The sequence below is a fragment of the Amycolatopsis sp. GA6-003 genome (assembly GCF_046267895.1).
GTDB lineage: Bacteria > Actinomycetota > Actinomycetes > Mycobacteriales > Pseudonocardiaceae > Amycolatopsis.
This window is the reverse complement of sequence record NZ_CP176499.1, coordinates 8,729,180-8,747,289: the sequence shown is the minus strand read 5'-3', so window position 1 is coordinate 8,747,289 and position 18,110 is coordinate 8,729,180. Positions and strand designations below refer to the sequence as shown.

Genomic DNA, 18,110 nt, shown 5'->3' with positions numbered 1-18,110 from the left:
ATCCCGATCAGGTGCGCGCGGCGCAGCTGCTCGGGCAGTTCGGGCGAATCAGGCACCGGCGGCCTCCAAAACGATGCGGGCGAGGGTCTCGTCGGCTTCCCGGTGGCCGAGCCCGACGGCGGCCGCGCTCATCCGCGCGACCCGGCCGGCGTCGGTCACCAGCGGGATCACCAGGTCGGCGACCTTCGCCGCGGTGAGGTCGGCGTCGGCGACCATCAGCGCCGCGCCGGCGTCGACCGCGGGCTGGGCGTTGACCGCCTGCTCGCCGTTGCCGTGCGGCAGCGGCACGAACACCGCGGGCAGCCCGACCGCGGACACCTCGGCCGCGGTCATCGCGCCGGACCGGCACACCACCGCGTCCGCCGCGGCGTAGGCCAGGTCCATCCGCTCCAGGTACGGCACCGGCACGTACGGCGGGCGGCCGGGAAACTCTTGCACCGCAAGGGAATTCTTCGGCCCGTGCGCGTGCAGCACGCCGACGCCGGCCTCGGCGAAGTCCTTGGCCGCGCCGGACACCGCGGAGTTGATCGACGCCGCGCCCTGCGAACCGCCGAACACCAGCAGCGTCGGCGCGTCCGGGTCCAGCCCGAAGAATTCGCGGGCCTCGGCGCGCAGCGCGGCCCGGTCCAGCGACGTGATCGAGCGGCGCAGCGGAATGCCGACCACCTCGGCCTTCGGCAGCGGCGTGCCCGGCACCGCGACCGCGACGCGGGACGCGAACCGGGCGCCGACCTTGTTGGCCAGCCCGGCCGATTTGTTCGCCTCGTGCACCACGATCGGCACGCGGCCGCGCGCGGCGAGGTACGCCGGCAGCGCGACGTAGCCGCCGAAGCCGACCACGACGTCCGCGCGCACCCGGTCGAGCACCTCGCGGGTGCGGCGGACCGAATCGCGCACCTTCAGCGGCAGCCGGAGCAGCTCCGGCGTCGGCTTGCGCGGCATCGGGACCGGCGGGATCAGCTCCAGCGGGTACCCGCGCGCGGGCACGAGCTTGTTCTCCAGTCCGCGTTCCGTGCCGAGGGCGACCACCTCGGCGTCCGGGCGCAGCCGCTTCACGGCGTCCGCCAGCGCGAGCGCGGGCTCGATGTGCCCGGCGGTGCCCCCGCCGGCGACCACGACGACCGGCGCCCGGCCCGCTGCCGGCCGCTGCGTTCCCTTGACGGGCTTGCTCACCGATGACCTCTCCGGTTCGCGGTGCTCCGGGCACCGCGGTTCGCTGTACTCCGCCGCGCCGACCGGCGGCGTTCCTGTGCCGGTGCGGGCCTTGCCGCACGCGGCGCCGGCCGGGCCGCCTTCGTCCCGTTCCCCGCGCCGCGCGTTCCCTTGCGGGAGGACGGCGGGCGGTACGGATCGGGCGCGGGCAGCCGCAGCAGGCGTCCGAATTTACCCGGCCCGTGCGAGCGCAGCGCGGCCACCGCCTCGGGTTCGTGCCGCGCGGCGTTGGCCAGCACGCCCATGATGAGCATGGTGATCACGAGCGACGTGCCGCCGTAGGAGATCAGCGGCAGCGTGACGCCGGTGACCGGCAGCAGCCCGACCACGTAGCCGATGTTGATCGCCGCCTGCGCGACGAGGAACACCGTCAGCGTGCCCGCGACGATCCGGATCCACGGGTCGATGTTGCGGGTGGCGATGCGCAGGCCGACCACGGCCACGCCGGCGAACAGCGCCAGCACGACCGCGCAGCCCACGAAGCCCAGTTCCTCGCCGATCAGCGCGAAGATGAAGTCGTTCTGCACGTTCGGCAGGTAGCCCCAGTTCGACGCGCCCTGCCCGAGCCCCTTGCCGAACAGCCCGCCGTCGGCGAGCGCCAGCTTGGCCTGGTTGGCCTGGAACCCCTCGGCCGAGGTGTCCGCGTCCGGCGACAGGAACGACATCACCCGGGCGAGCCGGTAGGGCGCGATGATCGCCAGCACCAGCACGCCGCTCAGGCCGCCGGCCAGGATCACCCCGAAGAGCCGTTTCGGCGCGCCGGCGAACCACAGCAGGCCGAGCAGCACCACCGCGAGCGTGATCGTGCCGCCGAGGTCGGGCTGCAGCATCACGAGCGCGAACATCAGCAGCGCCACCGGCACCACCGGGACCAGCAGATGCCGCCACTGGTGCAGCACGTTGTACTTGATCACCAGGATGTGCGCGCCCCAGAAGGCCAGCGCCACCTTCGCCGCCTCGACCGGCTGGAAGGTGAACACGCCGAGCTTGAACCAGCCCTGCGAGCCGTTCACCGTCGACCCGAGCGGCGTCAGCACGAGCAGCAGCAGGCCCAGGCACGCGACGGTCATCGTCGCCGACATCCGGCGCACGCGTTCGAGCCGGACCCGCAGGCCGATCCAGAACACGATCCCGCCGATCGCGACGAACATCAGGTGCCGGAAGAACAGCGAGTACACGCCGCTGCCAGTCTTCGGGTTGTAGGAGGCCACCGAGGACGCGGACAGCACCATCACCGCGCCGATCACGGTCAGGATGCCGGTCAGCGCGAGGACCAGGTGGAACGACGCCAGCGGCCGGGACAGCCACGCGGTCAGCGCGGTGCGGAGCGCGACGAACGGGCTTTCCTTGCGGACGCGCCGCGGCCGGGGCTTGTCTCCGTCAACGACCGTCATCCGCCGCCCCCGCCGCGCCTCCGGCCAGCGCACGCACCGCGGCTTCGAACGCGTCGCCGCGCGCTCCGTAGCCGCCGAACATGTCCAGCGAGGCGGCGGCGGGCGCGAGAAGCACCACGTCACCAGGACGAGCCAGGGCGCTGGCCGCATTCACCGCCGCAGTCATGGGCTCATCGTCACCCGGAAGGAGGCGGTTGCACGGGACATCCGGCGCGTGTCGCGCGAGAGCGGCTTCGATCACGGGGGCGTCGGCGCCGAGCAGGACGGCCGCGCGCAGCCGTCCGGCGACCGCCGCGACCAGGTCGTCCACCGACGCGCCCTTGAGCTGCCCGCCGGCGATCCAGACCACGCTTTCGTGCGCGAGCAGCGAGCCGAGCGCGGCGTGCGGGTTGGTGGCCTTCGAGTCGTTGACGTACCGGACGCCGCCGATCTCGGCGACCTCCACCGCGCGGTGCGGCGCGGGCTCGTACGCGCGCAGCCCCGCGCGGACCGCCGCCGGCGTCACGCCGTGCGCGCGGGCCAGCGCGGCCGCGGCGAGCGCGTTCGCGAGGTTGTGCGGTCCGGCCGGGCGGACGTCGGCGATCTCGGCCAGCTCCTCCGCGCTCGCCTCCGGGTCGGCCCCGAAAGCGCGGTCCACCAGCAGGTCCTCGACCAGGCCCAGCTCCCCGGGCCGCGGGGTGTCGAGCACGAACCCGATCCGCCGGGCGGCCTCGGGCGCGTGGTCCTCGGCGATCCGCGTGGACCACGGGTCGTCGACGTTGTGCACGACGGTGCGCGAACGTTCGTGCACGCGGCCCTTCGCGGCGGCGTACTCCTCCATCGAACCGTGCCAGTCGAGGTGGTCCTCGGCGAGGTTCAGCACCACCGACGCGTCCGGCGCGATCGTGGACGACCAGTGCAGCTGGAAGCTCGACAGCTCGACGGCCAGCACCTGATGCCCGCCGCGCACCGCGTCGAGCACCGGGTAGCCGACGTTGCCGCAGGCCACCGCGTCCGAGCCGGCCGCGCGCAGGATCGACTCCAGCATCCCGACCGTGGTCGTCTTGCCGTTCGTGCCGGTGATCACCAGCCACGCGGGCGGATGCTCGCGCAGCCGCCCGATCCGCCAGGCCAGCTCGACGTCGCCGATCACCTCGACGCCCGCCGCGGCCGCCGCGACCAGCAGCGGCGACGTCGGCCGCCAGCCCGGGCTGGTCACCACGAGCGCGGTGTCCGCGGGCGGTGCGGTCAGGCCCGGGACCAGCTCGGCGTCCAGGTCCCCCAGCTCGGCGAGCCGGTCGGCGTCGCCGTCCGTCACCGTGACCCGCGCGCCCAGCTCGCGCAGCACCGGGACCACCGACTTCCCGGTGACTCCCGCGCCCGCGACCAGAACGTGTTCGCCGTCCAGCTCCACCCGACCTTCTTCCCCTCCGCCACCCTCAACGGTGGCGCTGCGCGCCGCTGGTTTCACCTAGCTCCCGAAGTTGAGCTGCTCGCTGTAGAACAGCCCGAGGCCGAACATGCAGCAGATCGCCGAGAGCAGCCAGAACCGGATGATCACCGTGGTCTCCGCCCACCCGGCCAGCTCGAAGTGGTGGTGGAACGGGGCCATCCGGAACAGCCGCCGCCGCGTCGTGCGGAAGACCGCGATCTGCGTGACCACCGAGATCATCTCGACCATGAACAGGCCGCCGATGACGATCGCGAGCAGTTCGGTGCGGGTGGTCATGGACAGCCCGGCGACGAGGCCGCCGAGGGCGAGCGAACCGGTGTCGCCCATGAAGATCTTCGCCGGCGCGGCGTTCCACCACAGGAACCCGATGCAGGCCCCGGTGGCCGCGGCCGCGACGACCGCGAGGTCGAGCGGGTCGCGCACGTCGTAGCAGGCCGGCAGCGGCTGGGTCGAGCAGGAGAGCCGCGCCTGCCAGAACGAGATGACCACGTAGGTGGCGAGCACCATCGCCGCCGCGCCGCCGGCCAGTCCGTCGAGGCCGTCGGTGAAGTTCACCGCGTTCGACCAGCCGGAGATGACGATGTAGCAGAAGATCACGAACACGACCGACGGGAACGTGATCAGCGCCAGGTCGCGGACGTAGGACAGGCTCTGCGACGCCGGGGTCAGCCCCTGGGCGTCCTTGAACTGCAGCGACAGCACCGCGAACAGGACGGTCACCACGAGCTGCCCGACCAGCTTCGCGGTCTTGTTCAGCCCGAGGTTGCGCTGCTTGCGGATCTTGATGAAGTCGTCGAGGAAGCCGACCACGCCGAGCCCGACCGCGAGCATCAGCACGAGCAGGCCGGACGCCGAGGGGGCGGCCGCGCGCGAATTGCCGATCCAGGTGATCAGGTGCGCGACGAAGTAGCCGGCCACCATCGCGATGATGATCGCGACGCCGCCCATGGTCGGCGTGCCGCGCTTCGACTTGTGCCCCTGCGGGCCTTCCTCGCGGATCTCCTGGCCGAAGCCCTGCCGCGAGAAGACCCGGATGAGGTAGGGCGTGAGCAGGATCGAGACCAGCAGACCCGCCGCGGCCGCGATCATGATGTTGATCACGCGTGACCACCGTTCGAGCGTTCGGAGTTCGAGGAGGGGGAAGTCCCGGGATCGGCCAGCAGCGCCTCGGCCACCCGCCAGAGACCGGCGGCCTTGGACGCCTTGACCAGCACCACGTCCCCGGGACGGAGCTGATCATGCAGCACGCCGACGGCGGCCTCGACATCGGGTACCAGCACCGACTCCTCGCCCCAGGAACCCTCCTGCAGCGCGCCCTGGTGCATGGCGGCGGCGTCCTGGCCGACCACGACGAGCTTCTCGATGTTGAGCCGGACGACGAGCCTGCCGATCGCATCGTGCGCGGCGACCGAGTCCTCGCCCAGCTCGCCCATCACGCCGAGCACCGCCCACGCGCGGCGGCCCGACCGGCTCATCGAGGCCAGCGCCTTCAGCCCGGCCCGGACCGATTCCGGGTTGGCGTTGTACGAGTCGTTGAGGATCGTGACGCCGTCCGCGCGGGTGGTCACCTCCATCCGGCGCTCCGAGCGCCGCTGCAGCGACGACAGCCGCCGCGCGATCTCCTCGGTGGTCGCGCCGAGTTCGCGCGCGATGGCGGCGGCCGACAGCGCGTTGCCGACGTGGTGCTCGCCGTGCAGCGGCAGCGTCACCGGGGCCTCGCCCTCGGGCGTGATCAGCCGGAACGACGGGCGGGCCTCGTCGTCGACGGTGATGTCGGCGGCCCGGACCTGCGCCCCGGCCGACTCCCCCACGCCCACGACGCGGGCCTTGGTGCGGCTCGCCATGGCCGCGACCAGCGGATCGTCCAGGTTCAGCACCGCGAGGCCGTCTTCCGGCAGCGCCTCGACCAGCTCGCCCTTCGCCTTCGCGATGCCCTCGCGCGAGCCGAACTCGCCGACGTGCGCGCTGCCGACGTTGAGCACCGCGCCGATCCGCGGCGGCGTCGTCTCGGCGGCCGCGGCGATGTGCCCGACCCCGCGCGCGGACATCTCCAGCACGAGGAACTTGGTCGAGGCGTCGGCGCGCAGCGCGGTCCACGGGTGGCCCAGTTCGCTGTTGAACGACCCGGGCGGCGCGACCGTCGGGCCCATCGGCTCGATGAGCTGCGCGATGACGTCCTTGGTCGAGGTCTTGCCGGACGAACCGGTGACGCCGACGACGGTCAGCCCGCCCGCCGCCAGCCGGTCCACCACGTGCCGGGCCAGCTTGGCCAGCGCGGCCAGCACGGCGGCGCCGGAGCCGTCGGTGTCGCCGGCCAGCGCGACCGACCGGGAGTTGGCCTGTCCCGGCGGCAGCGGCGGCACGACGATCGCCGGGGCGTCGACCTCCCGCGCGGCCAGCACGCCGACCGCGCCGGCCTCGACCGCCTTCGCGGCGAAGTCGTGCCCGTCGACGCGTTCGCCGGGCAGGGCGAGGAACAGCCCGCCCGGGCCCAGCTTGCGGGTGTCGAATTCGACGCTGCCGGTCACGACAGCGGATCCGTCGGTGCGGTGCAGCCTGCCGCCGACGACGTCGGCGATCTCGGCCAGGCTCAGCTCGATCACGCGGTCACCTCGAGACGCTTGCGGATGGCGGCCTCCAGCTCGTCCCGGTCGGAGAACGGGTGCACCACACCCTGGGCCTCCTGGCCGGTCTCGTGGCCCTTGCCTGCGATGAGGACGATGTCGCCCGGCCCGGCGACCGACACCGCGTGCGCGATCGCCTCGCGCCGGTCGCCGATCTCCAGCACCTCGCCGCCCGCCGCGGGCCCGACGGCGCGGGCCCCGGCCAGCATCGCGGCGCGGATCGCGGCCGGGTCCTCCGAGCGCGGGTTGTCGTCGGTGACGATCAGGAGATCGCTGCGGCGCGCCGCGGCCTCGCCCATCATCGGGCGCTTCGCGGTGTCGCGGTCGCCGCCGCAGCCGAGCACGGTGATGATCCGGCCGTCGGTGCGGGCGCGCAGGGCGTCGAGGCCCTGGGCCACCGCGGCCGGCTTGTGCGCGTAGTCGACCACCGCGGTGAAGTCCTGGCCGAGGTACACCCGCTCCATCCGGCCGGGCACCTCCACCGCGGCGAGCCCGGCGACGATGTCGTCCGCTTCGATGCCCGCGCTGTCCAGGATCGCCGCCGCGAGGACGGCGTTGGCGACGTTGAACGTGCCGGGCAGCGGGATCTTCGCCGCGCGGCTGAGCCCGTCCGGGCCGAGCAGCGTGAAGGTCTGCTCGCCGGCCGGGGTGGCTTCGATGTCGGCGGCCCGCCACAGCGCGTCGGTCCCGGCCTCGATCGAGACGGTCACCGTCTGCGGAGTGAGCAGCGCCTGCCCCCACGCGCTGTCGACCACGACGACCTCGGTGGTGGACCGGCCGTCGAACAGCAGGGACTTGGCGGCGAAGTACTCCTCCATGTCCTTGTGGAAGTCGAGGTGGTCCTGCGACAGGTTGGTGAACGCGCCCACCGCGAACCGGGTGCCGTTGACCCGGCCGAGCGCCAGCGCGTGGCTGGAGACCTCCATCGGCACGTGCGTGACGCCGCGTTCCAGCATCACCGCGAGCAGCGCCTGCAGGTCCGGGGCCTCCGGCGTGGTGAACCCGCTGGCGAGCCGCTCGCCGCCGATCCGGGTCTCGACCGTGCCGATCAGGCCGGTGGCGCGCCCGGCGGCGCGCAGGCCGGAGTCGACCAGGTAGGACGTCGTGGTCTTGCCGGAGGTGCCGGTGACGCCGAGGACGGACAGGTGCAGCGACGGCTCGCCGTAGATCCACGCGGCGATCTCGCCGAGCGCGGCGCGCGGGTCCGGGTGCACGAGGACGGGCACCGGCGCGTCGCGCAGCGCGGGCCGGTCGGCTCCGCTCGGGTCGGTCAGGACGGCCGCGGCTCCGGCGGCGAGGGCCTGCTCGCTGAAGTCGGCTCCGTGCGCGCGGGCGCCGGGGAGGCCGGCGAACAGGTCGCCGGGGAGCACGTGCTGCGCGCGCAGCGTGGCGCCGGTGACGGTGAGGTCGGCGGCCTCGGGACGGTCGGCGATGAGCCGGGCTCCCGCACGGGCGAGCAGAGTGGCCAGCGGGACCGGGTCGATCCGGGCCGGCCGGGGCGGCGCGGCGGCCGCTTTGGCCGGGCTGTCCGGCAGCGACGCGGCAGCGGGCCCGCTTCGGGGCTGGGACGAGGACACGGACACGCCGGAGAGGTTACCGAGGCCGGATCCGGGTGACCCAACGCGGTACGGCGAACGCGCGCCCCCGCCCCGGGTGTGGTAGGCGAGGCGGGCAAGATCGTTGCGGCGCAACCCTTTCCCCGGCCCGGGACCGGCCCGTGTGGACGATCGGCGCGGGGTTCGCCGCTTCGGCGCTTCGAGCACGGCCGGACGCGAACGCGGCATGCCCGGCGGGCAACGAAGCCGGAGCCCCCGGATCCTCGTGTCCCGCAAAGAAAACGAGTCCCCCGCGTCGGCCGGAACGCGACCCGGTGCTCCAGCTCAGCAGCCGCCTGTGCCGCAACTGCGGGCGCCCCGAACGCGTCGTCCGGGACGCCCGCGCTGCTGCCGGAAAAAAATCAGGGCAGGACCAGGGGAACGACCGGGGCCGGGCCGTCCGACAGCGGGATCTGGTAGCGCTGCGACAGGTACGACGCGACGGTGTGGAACAGCGGTCCCGCGGAGTGGCCGAAGCCCGAGGGCAGCGTGGTGTCCGGCGCGTCGAGCCGGATGCCGACCACGAAGCGCGGGTGGTCGGCGGGCAGGATGCCGGCGAAGGTGATGTTCGCCAGGCTCGAGCTGTAGGCCTTGGTGCGCGGGTCGATCTGCTGGCCGGTGCCGGTCTTGCCGGAGACCTGGTAGCCCTCCAGCCCGGCCGAGGGCGCGGTGCCCGCGTTCGGGCTCTTCGCGTTCTGCACCACCGCGCGCAGCATGTCCCGCACCGTCTTCGCGGTTTCCGGGCTGACCACGCGCTCGGTCTTCGGCGGCGCTTCCGGCGTCACGGTGCCGTCCGGGTTCTTCTTCGCCTTCACGATCCGCGGTTCGACGCGCAGGCCGTCGTTGGCGATCGCCTGGTACATCCCGGCCATCTGCACCACGGTCATCGACAGGCCCTGCCCGATCGGCAGGTTGCCGAACGTGGACGCCGACCAGTCCTCGCGCGGCGGGACGTACCCGGAGCTCTCGCCGGGGAGGCCGATGCCGGTCTTCTGCCCGATGCCGAACTTCTTCAGCAGCTCGAGGTACCGGTCCGGGCCGACCTGCTGCGCGAGTTCCAGCGTGCCGACGTTGGAGGACTTCGCGAACACGCCGGTGGTGGTGAACGTCTGCGTGCCGTGCTGCCACGCGTCGTGCACCGTCCGGTCGGCGACCTTGATCGAGCCCGGCACCTGCAGCGTCGAGGTCGGCGTGGCGATCTTCTCGTCGATCGCCGCGGTCGCGGTGACCACCTTGTTCACCGAACCGGGTTCGTACGGCGTGGTGACCGGCCGGTTGTTGAGCAGGTCGGGCTTGAGCGTGGACGGGTCGTTCGGGTTGAACGTGCTGGAGTCGGCCAGCGCGTACACCTCGCCCGTCTTCGCGTCCATGATGACCGCCTGGCCGCCCTTGGCGTTCGCCTTCGCCACGTAGTCGCTCAGCTGGCGCTGCAGTTCGAACTGCAGGTCGGAATCTATGGTCAGCTGGAGATCGGAGCCCGGGACGGCGGCGGTGAGCACGTGCTCGGTGCCCGGCAGGTACAGGTTGTCGTTGCCGTTCTGGGTGTTCACGATCTCGCGGCCGGGCGTGCCGGCCAGGTCCGCGTCGCGCGATTTCTCCAGCCCGACCACGCCGTGCAGGTTGTGCTTCGACACGTCGGGGTCGTCCATCCGCCAGTTCGACAGGCCGACGATGTTCGACGCGAGCGTGTCGCCCGGGTACTCGCGCTTGGCGCGCTTCTCCACGCTGATCCACGCGTACTTCTTGACGATCTGGTCGGCCACCGACGGCTCGACGTTGTCGACGAGGTAGGTGAAGGACTGCTGTTTGTGCAGCAGCGCCAGCTGTTCGGCCTCGGTCGTGAGGTGCGGGACCTTCTGCGCGATCAGCTTCGCCGCGCCGGCGACCTCGGTTTCGAAGGTGCGGCCCTTGTCCGGGTACTTCTTCGCGTACTCGTCCATCGTCTTGTGCAGCGCCCGCAGGTTCACCGACAGCGTGCGGGTTTCCACGCTGAACGCCAGTTTCGCCCCGTTGCGGTCCACAATGGACCCGCGCTGCGCGGGGATGTCGATGGTGAGCGTGCGCTGCCGTTCGGCCGCCGCGGACAGCGCGGGGGCCTCGAACCACTGCACCTGCACCAGTTTCGCGCCCGCCACCACCATCAGCACCACGAGCATGATGCGCACCGCGGAAAACCGGCTGCGCTGCCCGCCGTTGCCCCGTTTCGCGACCGCGCGGCGGGTGCCCGCGGCGTAAGTCCGCCGCGCGCTGCCCGCCGCCCGGGAACGGCTGTTGCCGCCTGCCGCCATCACTGTCCTCCCGCGGTCCCCGCCGTCACGTCGCCTTCGATGCCGCCCTCCGGCGGAGCGACCGGCTGCTGCGCCGGGGGCGCGACCGGTTCCTGCTGCTCGTCCGGCTCGGCCTTCTTCGGTTCGCCGACGACGGTCGTCTTGCCGTCCTTGCCGACGACGATGCGCGCCGGGTCGCCGCCGGGCACCATGCCCAGCTGCTTGGCCGCGGGCGCGAGCGACGCCGGCGACTGGGCCTTCGCGACCTCGCGCTCCAGCCGGTCCTTCGTCTCCATCAGCGAAGCGCTGTCCGTGCGCAGTTTTTCGAGCCGGTAGGAATCGGCGATCGCCTGCGTGGTGAACCACAGCGTCGCGGCGACCCCGACCGCCAGCAGCCCCATCATCACGAGCACGAACGACGCGCGCGACCGCGGCCAGCGCAGCTTGAACCGCGCGCGCACGGTCTTCGTCTCGACGGTTTCCGGTTCCGCCACCGGCTTTTTCGGCGCGCGCTGCCGCAGCAGGTCGGCCCGCTGCGCCCGCCGGGCGTAGGCCCGCTCGGCCGCCGTCGTGCGCCGCCGTGCCGGGGCATCCGTCTCGGCGACGGTGTTCCGCGGTGCCCGCTCCGCAGCGGTCGACGACGAGCGGCGGGACTTCGTAGGTGCGGTCATCGCGGCTCTCCGATCCGTTGTGCTGCGCGCAGCCGCACCGAGGCGGCCCGCGGGTTGTGCTCGATCTCGCTCTCGCCGGCTTTCTCCGCTCCCCGGGTGAGGAGCTTCAGTTCCGGCCCGTGCCCGGGCAGTTCGACCGGAAGCCCTTCCGGCGTCCGGGATTTCGCCCGTTCCGCGAGCGCCTGCTTGACCAGCCGGTCCTCGAGGGACTGGTAGGACTCGACGACGATCCGGCCGTTCATCGCCAGCGCGCCCAGCGCCGCGGGCATCGCCCGGCGCAGCACTTCCAGCTCGCCGTTGACCTCGATCCGCAGCGCCTGGAAGGTGCGCTTCGCCGGATGCCCGCCGGTGCGCCTGCTCGCCGCGGGCACCGCGGAATAGAGCAGTTCGACCAGCCGGCCGCTGCGGGTGAACGGTTCCTTCTCCCGCTCCGCCACCACGGCGCGGACGATCCGCTGCGCGAAGCGCTCTTCGCCGTAGTCGCGCAGGATCCGGATCAGCTCGCCGGGCGCGTAGGTGTTGAGCACGTCGGCCGCGGTGAACCCGGTGGTCGGGTCCATCCGCATGTCCAGCGGCGCGTCCTGCGAGTAGGCGAACCCGCGTTCGGCGCGGTCGAGCTGCATCGAGGAGACGCCGAGGTCGAACAGGATTCCGTCCACTCGGGACAGTCCCAGCCCGGCCACCGCTTCGGGCAGCCCGTCGTAGACCGTGTGCACGAGGTCGACGCGGTCGCCGTGCCGCGCGAGCCGCTCCGCGGAGCGCTCGAGCGCGGCGGGATCGCGGTCCAGGCCGATCAGCCGGAGCCGGGGGAACGCGGTCAGCAGCGCGTCGGAGTGGCCGCCGAGGCCGACGGTCGCGTCGACCAAGACGGCGTCGCGCCCTTCCAGCGCGGGGGCGAACAGCTCGACGATGCGGTCCAGCAGCACCGGAACGTGCTCGGCTGCGTCCGTCATGTCCTCCCCCTTTCTGCCGCGTGCGTAACCGGGGAAGATGCGGCGGATGCCGTCAGGTCCCTGCCCGCCCGCTTGCTGACCTGGCACCGGGGAAGGTGCGCCAGGGTCAATGAGCGGACAGAGGCCTCACGGCATCCGCGTCGAACGGCGTACCCGCGTCCCCCGACGACGCAGGTGCGCCCGGGGCGTCCCCTAGAAGACGCCCGGCAGTACTTCCTCCCGAGCCTGTGCGTAGCTGTCCTCGTGTTCGTCCAGGTAGCCCTGCCACGCCTGGGCGTCCCAGATCTCGAGCCGGGTGATCGCGCCGATCACCACGCACTCCTTGTTGAGCCCCGCGTACCGGCGCAGCTCCGGCGCGATGGCGACGCGCCCTTGCCCGTCCGGACGCTGCTCGTCCGTCCCGGCGAACAGGTAGCGCTGGTAGGCCCGCACCGCCTCGTTCGTGAACGGGGCTTCGGCGACCTTCCTGGCCATCTGCTCGAACTCGGCACGGGGGAAGACGAAGAGGCAGTGGTCCTGCCCCTTGGTGACCATCAGCCCGCCGGCCAAGGCTTCGCGGAACTTCGCGGGCAGCGTGAGCCGCCCTTTGTCGTCCAGCTTCGGGGTGTGGGTGCCGAGGAACACCGGCCTCCACCTCCCTACCGGATCCGGTTGGCTCCCCGCCCGGTTCCGGCTCGGGGGCTCCCTTCCGCCCCACTGCGCACCACCGTACCCCACTTTTCACCACAGTCAACGCGTCCCGGGGCCGTGCCACTCCGTCGGGTGGCGCGTTTGCGCAGGTCACGGAGGTGGGTCCAGGTGGGGGCTCGGTGGGGGGACCGTGGCGAAGATCCCCCGCACCGGGGTCTGCCGCAACCTCGGAAGGCCTGAAACGTCCGCGTTTCGGCAGCGCGGGGACCAGGAGTGAGGACTGGTGGGGGAACCGGTGGGGGCCGGTGGGGAGGCGGGTGGAGCGGGGTGGGGAGCCGCGGTGGGGCCGGGTGGGGAACCGCAGTGGGGGCCGGTGGGACCGCTGGCGCGGCACCCGGTGGGGCTGGGTGGGGAACCGCGGTGGGGCCGAGTGGGGAACCGTCCGCTTGCGGCGCCGGCGCCGTCCACTTCGGACGGGGTCAGCCGGGAACCAGCTCCATCACCCGCTCGGCCAGCCGGGCACTGTCCACGGGGGACACCGTCACCCATTCCGCTCCGCCGCGCCCCGGCGAGCACACCGCGGAATAGGCCCCGGCGTCCGTGTCGAACCACGTCAGCCCGCCGGCGCGGGCCAGTTTGCCCGCGCGGTCGCGGACGTGGACGGTGAACTGGCCCGCCGCGTACACCGGCCGGGACTGGATCGCCCGCAGCTCCTCCCCCTGCGCGCCGCCGGGCGGCTCCCCCGCCGCGGGCAGCCGGACGCCGTAGCCGGGACCGGCCGACAGTTCGGGCAGCACGTCGACGATCGCCGACGCGAGTTCGCTCTCTCCGATGTCGCGCACGCCGATGGTCCGCGCCGGCTGCACGGCCAGCACCGCGTTCCGGCCGCGGAGCGCGGCGACCGCGCGGAACGGTTCGTCGGCGGTCATGTCGGCGAGCGCCTCGCACTCCACGTACCGGTCCGCGGACGCCAGCACGCGCAGGCTGTTCTCCAGCGCGGCGTCGAGACGGCCGTCGAACAGGCCGCGCTCGCCGAGGTTCCGGTAGACCTCCGCGCGGATCGCGGACCGGTCGGCGTCGGTCTCCCCCACGCTGCGCACCGCCAGCGGCGCGGGCGGGGCGGCCAGGCCGAGGTCGGCCCAGACGATGTCGAACGCGGACGCCGACAGGCTGATCAAGCCGGCCCCGCGCCGAGCGGCGGGACCGCGGGGAATTCGCCTTCGGGCAGGAGGCCGCGCAACGCCGTGTCCCGGGTGCGCAGGACGTCGATCGCCTTCTGCCGGGCGGCCTCGGCTTCGGCGCGCCGCTCGTCCATCTCGGACGACAGCCCGGCCAGCCGCACCAGGCTCCCGCTCGCCGCGGCGGACCGGATCATCGCCGCCGGGTCGAAGTCCACCGGCGCGGGCATGTCGGCGCGCGCCCGGGCGGCGATCTCGGCCTGTCCCTGCACGGCCTCCCCGACCTTCGCCGACACGACCGACGTTTCGGCCAGCCAGCCGGAGGCCGTGCCGAGTACCTTCCGCATCGCGTCGCCGGCGTCGCCCTGCCAGGTTTCCTCGCTGCCCGCCGACAGCGCGACCAGCCCGCCGATCGACTCCTCGAGCCGCCGCGCCAGCCCGGCCCACCGCGCCCCCGCCTCGCCGGCCGCGGCCGGGTCGTTGCCCTCGACCGCCTGCGCGGCGAGCGCCGCGTGGCTGAACGCTTCGTACCGGGCCGTCGGCTCGGGGGCCGGGGTGTCGGTCACGACTTTCCTCCTCGCACGGGGTTCACGGCAGCTTCGGCTCGACCAGGCCGGCCACGTCGCCCGCCCGCGAGCAGGCGAGCGCGGAGTCGGCGAAGTTCGCGTTGGCGACGTCGACCTGCACGCTCTGCGCGCCGCCCACGTCGAGCAGCACCGCGCACGTGCCGCGGCGGCCGGACACCTGCACCGCCTGGTGCGAGCCGACGTCCTTCTTGGTGCGCTTGCCGTCGGAGAGGTCGAGGTTGGCCAGCCCGTTGGTCTCGTCGAGGGTGACGGTGACGCCGAAGACCGAGGGCGCCGTCCAGTCGCAGGCCCGGGCCTCGCCGATCGTCTTCGGCTTGCCCTGCCCGGTGAGCCCGGCCGACGACCGGTCCTGCGGCGAAAGCAGCGCGCACGGGTCGAGCTTGGCCAGCGAAGGTGCGGAGGACGTCGGCGGCGGCGGCGGTCCGCCGTCCGCGGGGGCGGCGTGCGAGAGGCCGGGCATCCGGCCGCACGAGACCAGCGGCAGCACGGCCAGCCCGGCGAGGGAAAGGAGCGCGGCGCGCGCCGCGAGACGGTCAGCCACCGGTGCAGTCCACGCCCTCGGCGGCTTCGCCGTCCTGGTCGCGGTATTTCTCGAGAGCGCCGCCGATGCGGGTCTTCAGCCCGGCGATTTCCTTCCCGAACGCGGTGAGCCGGTCGACCGCCGAGCCGTCGCGGCCGAGGCCGTACTTCGCCATGAACGCGCCGACCTCGCCCGCGTACCCGCCGCCGAGCGGCACCGACCGGCCGAGCACGGCGGCCTCGCGGACCATCTCGCCGACGACGTCCTGCAGTTCGCCGAGCTTCGCGTACGTCGCGGACGCCAGCTCGGGCGTGACCGCGAACCGGCCGCCGGACAGCCCCGGGAGCCCGGCTTTCCGTTCCGCCTCGGCCTCGCTCATGCGCGGATGCACCTCTTCCGACGTCGAACCGTGGTCGGGCGACTTCGTTTCGGAGCATACGACAGTGCATACAGTCAGCGGGATCACCTGAAAATGCCTCATAATCACCCGTAAGAAGGAGTGCTGAGGTGGCTGGGCGTCACCATGAAACGATCTCGGGGTTCCGCCGCCCCGTTCTCCCGGGTTTGACACACTGGGGAGAACGCTGGACAGGCGCGCATCCCCGCCGGTTGCCGTCCAGCCATTGCGCCACCAGGAGGTCGAGTGACGTCGAGAATCCAGTCCGCTTCCCCCGCCGGCCCGCACGGCAACGGGTCCGGACAGCCGCCGTACCCGGCGGTCGAGTCCGCGGACGGGCTGGCGCGGGTCCCGGCGGCCGGGCTCGGCGAACTGCACGACACCGCGCGCCGGATCGCCGCGAACGTCGAGCGCGTCCTCGTAGGCAAGCCGGACGTCATCCGGATCGCGCTGGTGACCCTCCTGGCCGAGGGCCACCTGCTCGTCGAGGACGTGCCGGGCGTCGGCAAGACCTCGCTCGCCAAGGCGCTCGCGCGCTCGATCGACTGCACCGTCAGCCGCGTGCAGTTCACGCCCGACCTGCTGCCCAGCGACGTCACCGGCGTCTCCATCTACAACCGGCAGACCGGCGAGTTCGAGTTCCGGCCCGGCCCGGTGTTCGCGAACATCGTGGTCGGCGACGAGATCAACCGGGCCTCGCCGAAGACGCAGTCCGCGCTGCTGGAGTGCATGGAAGAGCACCAGGTCACGGTCGACACGAGCACCTACCCGCTCGGCGCGCCGTTCATGGTGATCGCGACGCAGAACCCGATCGAGATGGAGGGCACCTACGCGCTGCCCGAGGCCCAGCGCGACCGGTTCACCGCGCGGGTGTCCATCGGCTACCCCGACCAGCAGGCCGAACTGGCCATGGTCGACGAGCATTCCGGGCACAATCCGCTCGCGGACCTGGCCCCGGTGTCCGACGGCGAGACCATGCTGCGGCTGATCGAGACCGTCCGCGGCGTGCACATCGCGCCGGAGGTCCGCCGGTACGCCGTCGACGTCGTGTCCGCGACCCGGCAGGTGCCGGAGATCCGGCTCGGCGCCTCGCCGCGCGCGACGCTGCACCTGGTCCGGGCCGCGCGGGCGCAGGCCGCGCTGTCCGGGCGCGACTACGTGGTGCCCGACGACCTGCACACGGTCGCGGTGCCCGTGCTGGCGCACCGGCTCGTGCTCACCACCGAGGCGCACGCCGCCCGCCGTTCGGCGACCGACGTGGTCCGCGCGGTGCTGCACCGCGTCCCCGTCCCCCAGGGCTCGGCCCGCTGAGGCGCGTCCCGCTACCCCGTTAGGGAATCCGCATGCTGCGCGCGCTTTCCGGCCTCACCACCCGAGGCCGCTGCCTCCTCGCCGCCGGGATCGCGGCCGCGGTGTGCTCGCTGGTGCTCAACGAACGCGACCTGCTGCGGGTCGCGGTGTTCGTGGTCGCCCTGCCGCTGCTGGTCGCCGCCTACATCTCGGCCACCCGGCTGCGCCTGGGCGCCGCGCGTTCCCTGCGCCCGGACCGGGTCGCGGCGGGCTCGGCCGGCGAGGTCGACCTGGAGCTGTGGCGCAGCGGGCGGCTGCCCGGCGGCGAGGTGCTGCTGGAGGACGGCGTGCCGTACGCGCTGGGCTCGCGCCCGCGGTTCGTGGTCGAACGGCTGCCGCACGACCGGCGCGTGCTGCTGCGGTACCCGCTGCGGCCGGGCCTGCGCGGGATCCAGCAGGTCGGCCCGCTGCGCGCGACGATCACCGACCCGTTCGGGCTGTGCGAGTTCGAACGGGAGCTGATCGGCCATTCGCGGCTGGTCGTCGTGCCGCGCGTGGTCCCGCTGTGGGGGCTGCCCGGCGGCGGCGGGGCCGGGGCGGGCGACGACGGGAGCGTCCGGCTGCATTCCGGGCAGGGCGAACCGGACGTGATCGTGCGGCACTACCGCACCGGCGACGACATGCGGAAGGTCCACTGGCGCTCGACCGCGCGCCGCGACGAGATCATGGTCCGCATCGAGGAACGGCCCTGGCGCGGCGGCACGACAGTGTTGCTGGACCATCGCGCGGCCGCGCACCACGGGAGCGGGCCGGCGGCGAGCCTGGAGTGGGCGGTGTCGTTCGCCGCGTCGGTGTCGCTGCATCTGCGGCGGACCGGCCACCGGGTCCGGCTGGTGACCGAACACGGCATCTCGCTGGCCGACTCCCCCGCCGACGGCGGCGAGGGCTACGACAACCTGGTGCTCGACGCGCTGGCCGCGCTCCAGCCCGCGCACCAGCGAGACGTGACGCTCGGCCACGATCCGGCCGAGGGACAGGAACTGATCGCGATCCTGGGCACGGTGAGCGCGGAATCGGTGCACGAGCTGACGCGGTTCCGGGCGCGCGGCGTGCGCAGTCTCGCCGTCCTGCTGGACACCCCGGCCTGGGCGGGTTCGGCCTCGCCGGAGCACCTCGCCGCGGCGACCCAGGAATCGGCGGAGCTGCTGCGCGGGGCCGGCTGGGGGGTCGTGGTGGCCGGTCCTTCGACGCCGATGCCCGAGGTGTGGGGGCTGCTGTGCCGCGCGGGCACCCACCGGTCGACGGTGATCGGCGGTACGCGATGAGCCCGCTGGCCACCGTCGTGAGCGGCAATCCCGGT

At 73.2% G+C, this 18,110-nt stretch carries 16 protein-coding genes; 2 read left to right on the top strand and 14 right to left on the bottom strand.

Going from position 1 to position 18,110, the window contains the following annotated elements; translation table 11 throughout:
* Positions 1-48: 48 nt before the first annotated feature.
* The 14 genes from murG to F9C12_RS39500 form a co-directional block, all read right to left on the bottom strand.
* On the bottom strand, positions 49-1,173 hold the full coding sequence (gene murG / locus F9C12_RS39565) for an undecaprenyldiphospho-muramoylpentapeptide beta-N-acetylglucosaminyltransferase (RefSeq protein ID WP_409179418.1): 1,125 nt from the start codon (positions 1,171-1,173) through the stop codon (positions 49-51).
* Positions 1,170-2,606, bottom strand: coding sequence for a putative lipid II flippase FtsW (gene ftsW, locus F9C12_RS39560; protein WP_409179417.1), 1,437 nt, complete (start codon positions 2,604-2,606; stop codon positions 1,170-1,172). Before ftsW ends, murG begins: the two co-directional genes overlap by 4 nt.
* Positions 2,593-3,999: a UDP-N-acetylmuramoyl-L-alanine--D-glutamate ligase gene (gene murD, locus F9C12_RS39555; RefSeq protein ID WP_409463848.1), complete on the bottom strand. Its 1,407-nt coding sequence runs from the start codon at positions 3,997-3,999 to the stop codon at positions 2,593-2,595. Before murD ends, ftsW begins: the two co-directional genes overlap by 14 nt.
* A gap of 57 nt (positions 4,000-4,056) precedes the next feature.
* Positions 4,057-5,139 (bottom strand): phospho-N-acetylmuramoyl-pentapeptide-transferase, encoded by a 1,083-nt coding sequence (mraY, locus tag F9C12_RS39550; RefSeq protein ID WP_409179415.1) that lies wholly within the window; start codon positions 5,137-5,139, stop codon positions 4,057-4,059.
* Complete coding sequence (murF, locus tag F9C12_RS39545) at positions 5,136-6,641, bottom strand: UDP-N-acetylmuramoyl-tripeptide--D-alanyl-D-alanine ligase (protein ID WP_409463847.1); 1,506 nt, start codon at positions 6,639-6,641, stop codon at positions 5,136-5,138. The genes mraY and murF overlap by 4 nt, the downstream gene beginning before the upstream one ends.
* Entirely contained in the window at positions 6,638-8,197 is a 1,560-nt protein-coding gene (locus F9C12_RS39540; protein WP_409467143.1) for a UDP-N-acetylmuramoyl-L-alanyl-D-glutamate--2,6-diaminopimelate ligase, read from the bottom strand. The genes murF and F9C12_RS39540 overlap by 4 nt, the downstream gene beginning before the upstream one ends.
* Positions 8,198-8,619: 422 nt before the next feature.
* Complete coding sequence (locus tag F9C12_RS39535) at positions 8,620-10,545, bottom strand: peptidoglycan D,D-transpeptidase FtsI family protein (protein WP_409179413.1); 1,926 nt, start codon at positions 10,543-10,545, stop codon at positions 8,620-8,622.
* Positions 10,545-11,195 (bottom strand): hypothetical protein, encoded by a 651-nt coding sequence (locus F9C12_RS39530; RefSeq protein WP_409179412.1) that lies wholly within the window; start codon positions 11,193-11,195, stop codon positions 10,545-10,547. Before F9C12_RS39530 ends, F9C12_RS39535 begins: the two co-directional genes overlap by 1 nt.
* Entirely contained in the window at positions 11,192-12,148 is a 957-nt protein-coding gene (rsmH, locus tag F9C12_RS39525) for a 16S rRNA (cytosine(1402)-N(4))-methyltransferase RsmH (RefSeq protein WP_409463846.1), read from the bottom strand. Before rsmH ends, F9C12_RS39530 begins: the two co-directional genes overlap by 4 nt.
* A gap of 192 nt (positions 12,149-12,340) precedes the next feature.
* Positions 12,341-12,772 carry a division/cell wall cluster transcriptional repressor MraZ gene (mraZ, locus tag F9C12_RS39520; RefSeq protein WP_009080393.1) on the bottom strand — a complete coding sequence of 144 codons (432 nt, stop codon included), beginning with the start codon at positions 12,770-12,772 and terminating at the stop codon, positions 12,341-12,343.
* A gap of 485 nt (positions 12,773-13,257) precedes the next feature.
* Positions 13,258-13,956, bottom strand: a complete 699-nt coding sequence (locus tag F9C12_RS39515) for an ESX secretion-associated protein EspG (RefSeq protein WP_409179410.1) — start codon at positions 13,954-13,956, stop codon at positions 13,258-13,260.
* Complete coding sequence (locus F9C12_RS39510) at positions 13,953-14,522, bottom strand: PE-PGRS family protein (RefSeq protein WP_409463845.1); 570 nt, start codon at positions 14,520-14,522, stop codon at positions 13,953-13,955. The genes F9C12_RS39515 and F9C12_RS39510 overlap by 4 nt, the downstream gene beginning before the upstream one ends.
* Before the next feature lie 22 nt (positions 14,523-14,544).
* Positions 14,545-15,084 (bottom strand): DUF3558 family protein, encoded by a 540-nt coding sequence (locus F9C12_RS39505; protein WP_409463844.1) that lies wholly within the window; start codon positions 15,082-15,084, stop codon positions 14,545-14,547.
* A complete protein-coding gene (locus tag F9C12_RS39500; protein ID WP_409179407.1) occupies positions 15,077-15,442 on the bottom strand; it encodes a hypothetical protein in 366 nt (121 codons plus the stop codon). The genes F9C12_RS39505 and F9C12_RS39500 overlap by 8 nt, the downstream gene beginning before the upstream one ends.
* Positions 15,443-15,706: 264 nt before the next feature.
* Here F9C12_RS39500 and F9C12_RS39495 point away from each other — a divergent pair, with 264 nt between their 5' ends.
* Entirely contained in the window at positions 15,707-16,771 is a 1,065-nt protein-coding gene (locus F9C12_RS39495) for an AAA family ATPase (protein WP_409179406.1), read from the top strand.
* 32 nt (positions 16,772-16,803) lie between these two features.
* Entirely contained in the window at positions 16,804-18,075 is a 1,272-nt protein-coding gene (locus tag F9C12_RS39490) for a DUF58 domain-containing protein (RefSeq protein WP_409463843.1), read from the top strand.
* Positions 18,076-18,110 lie beyond the last annotated feature (35 nt).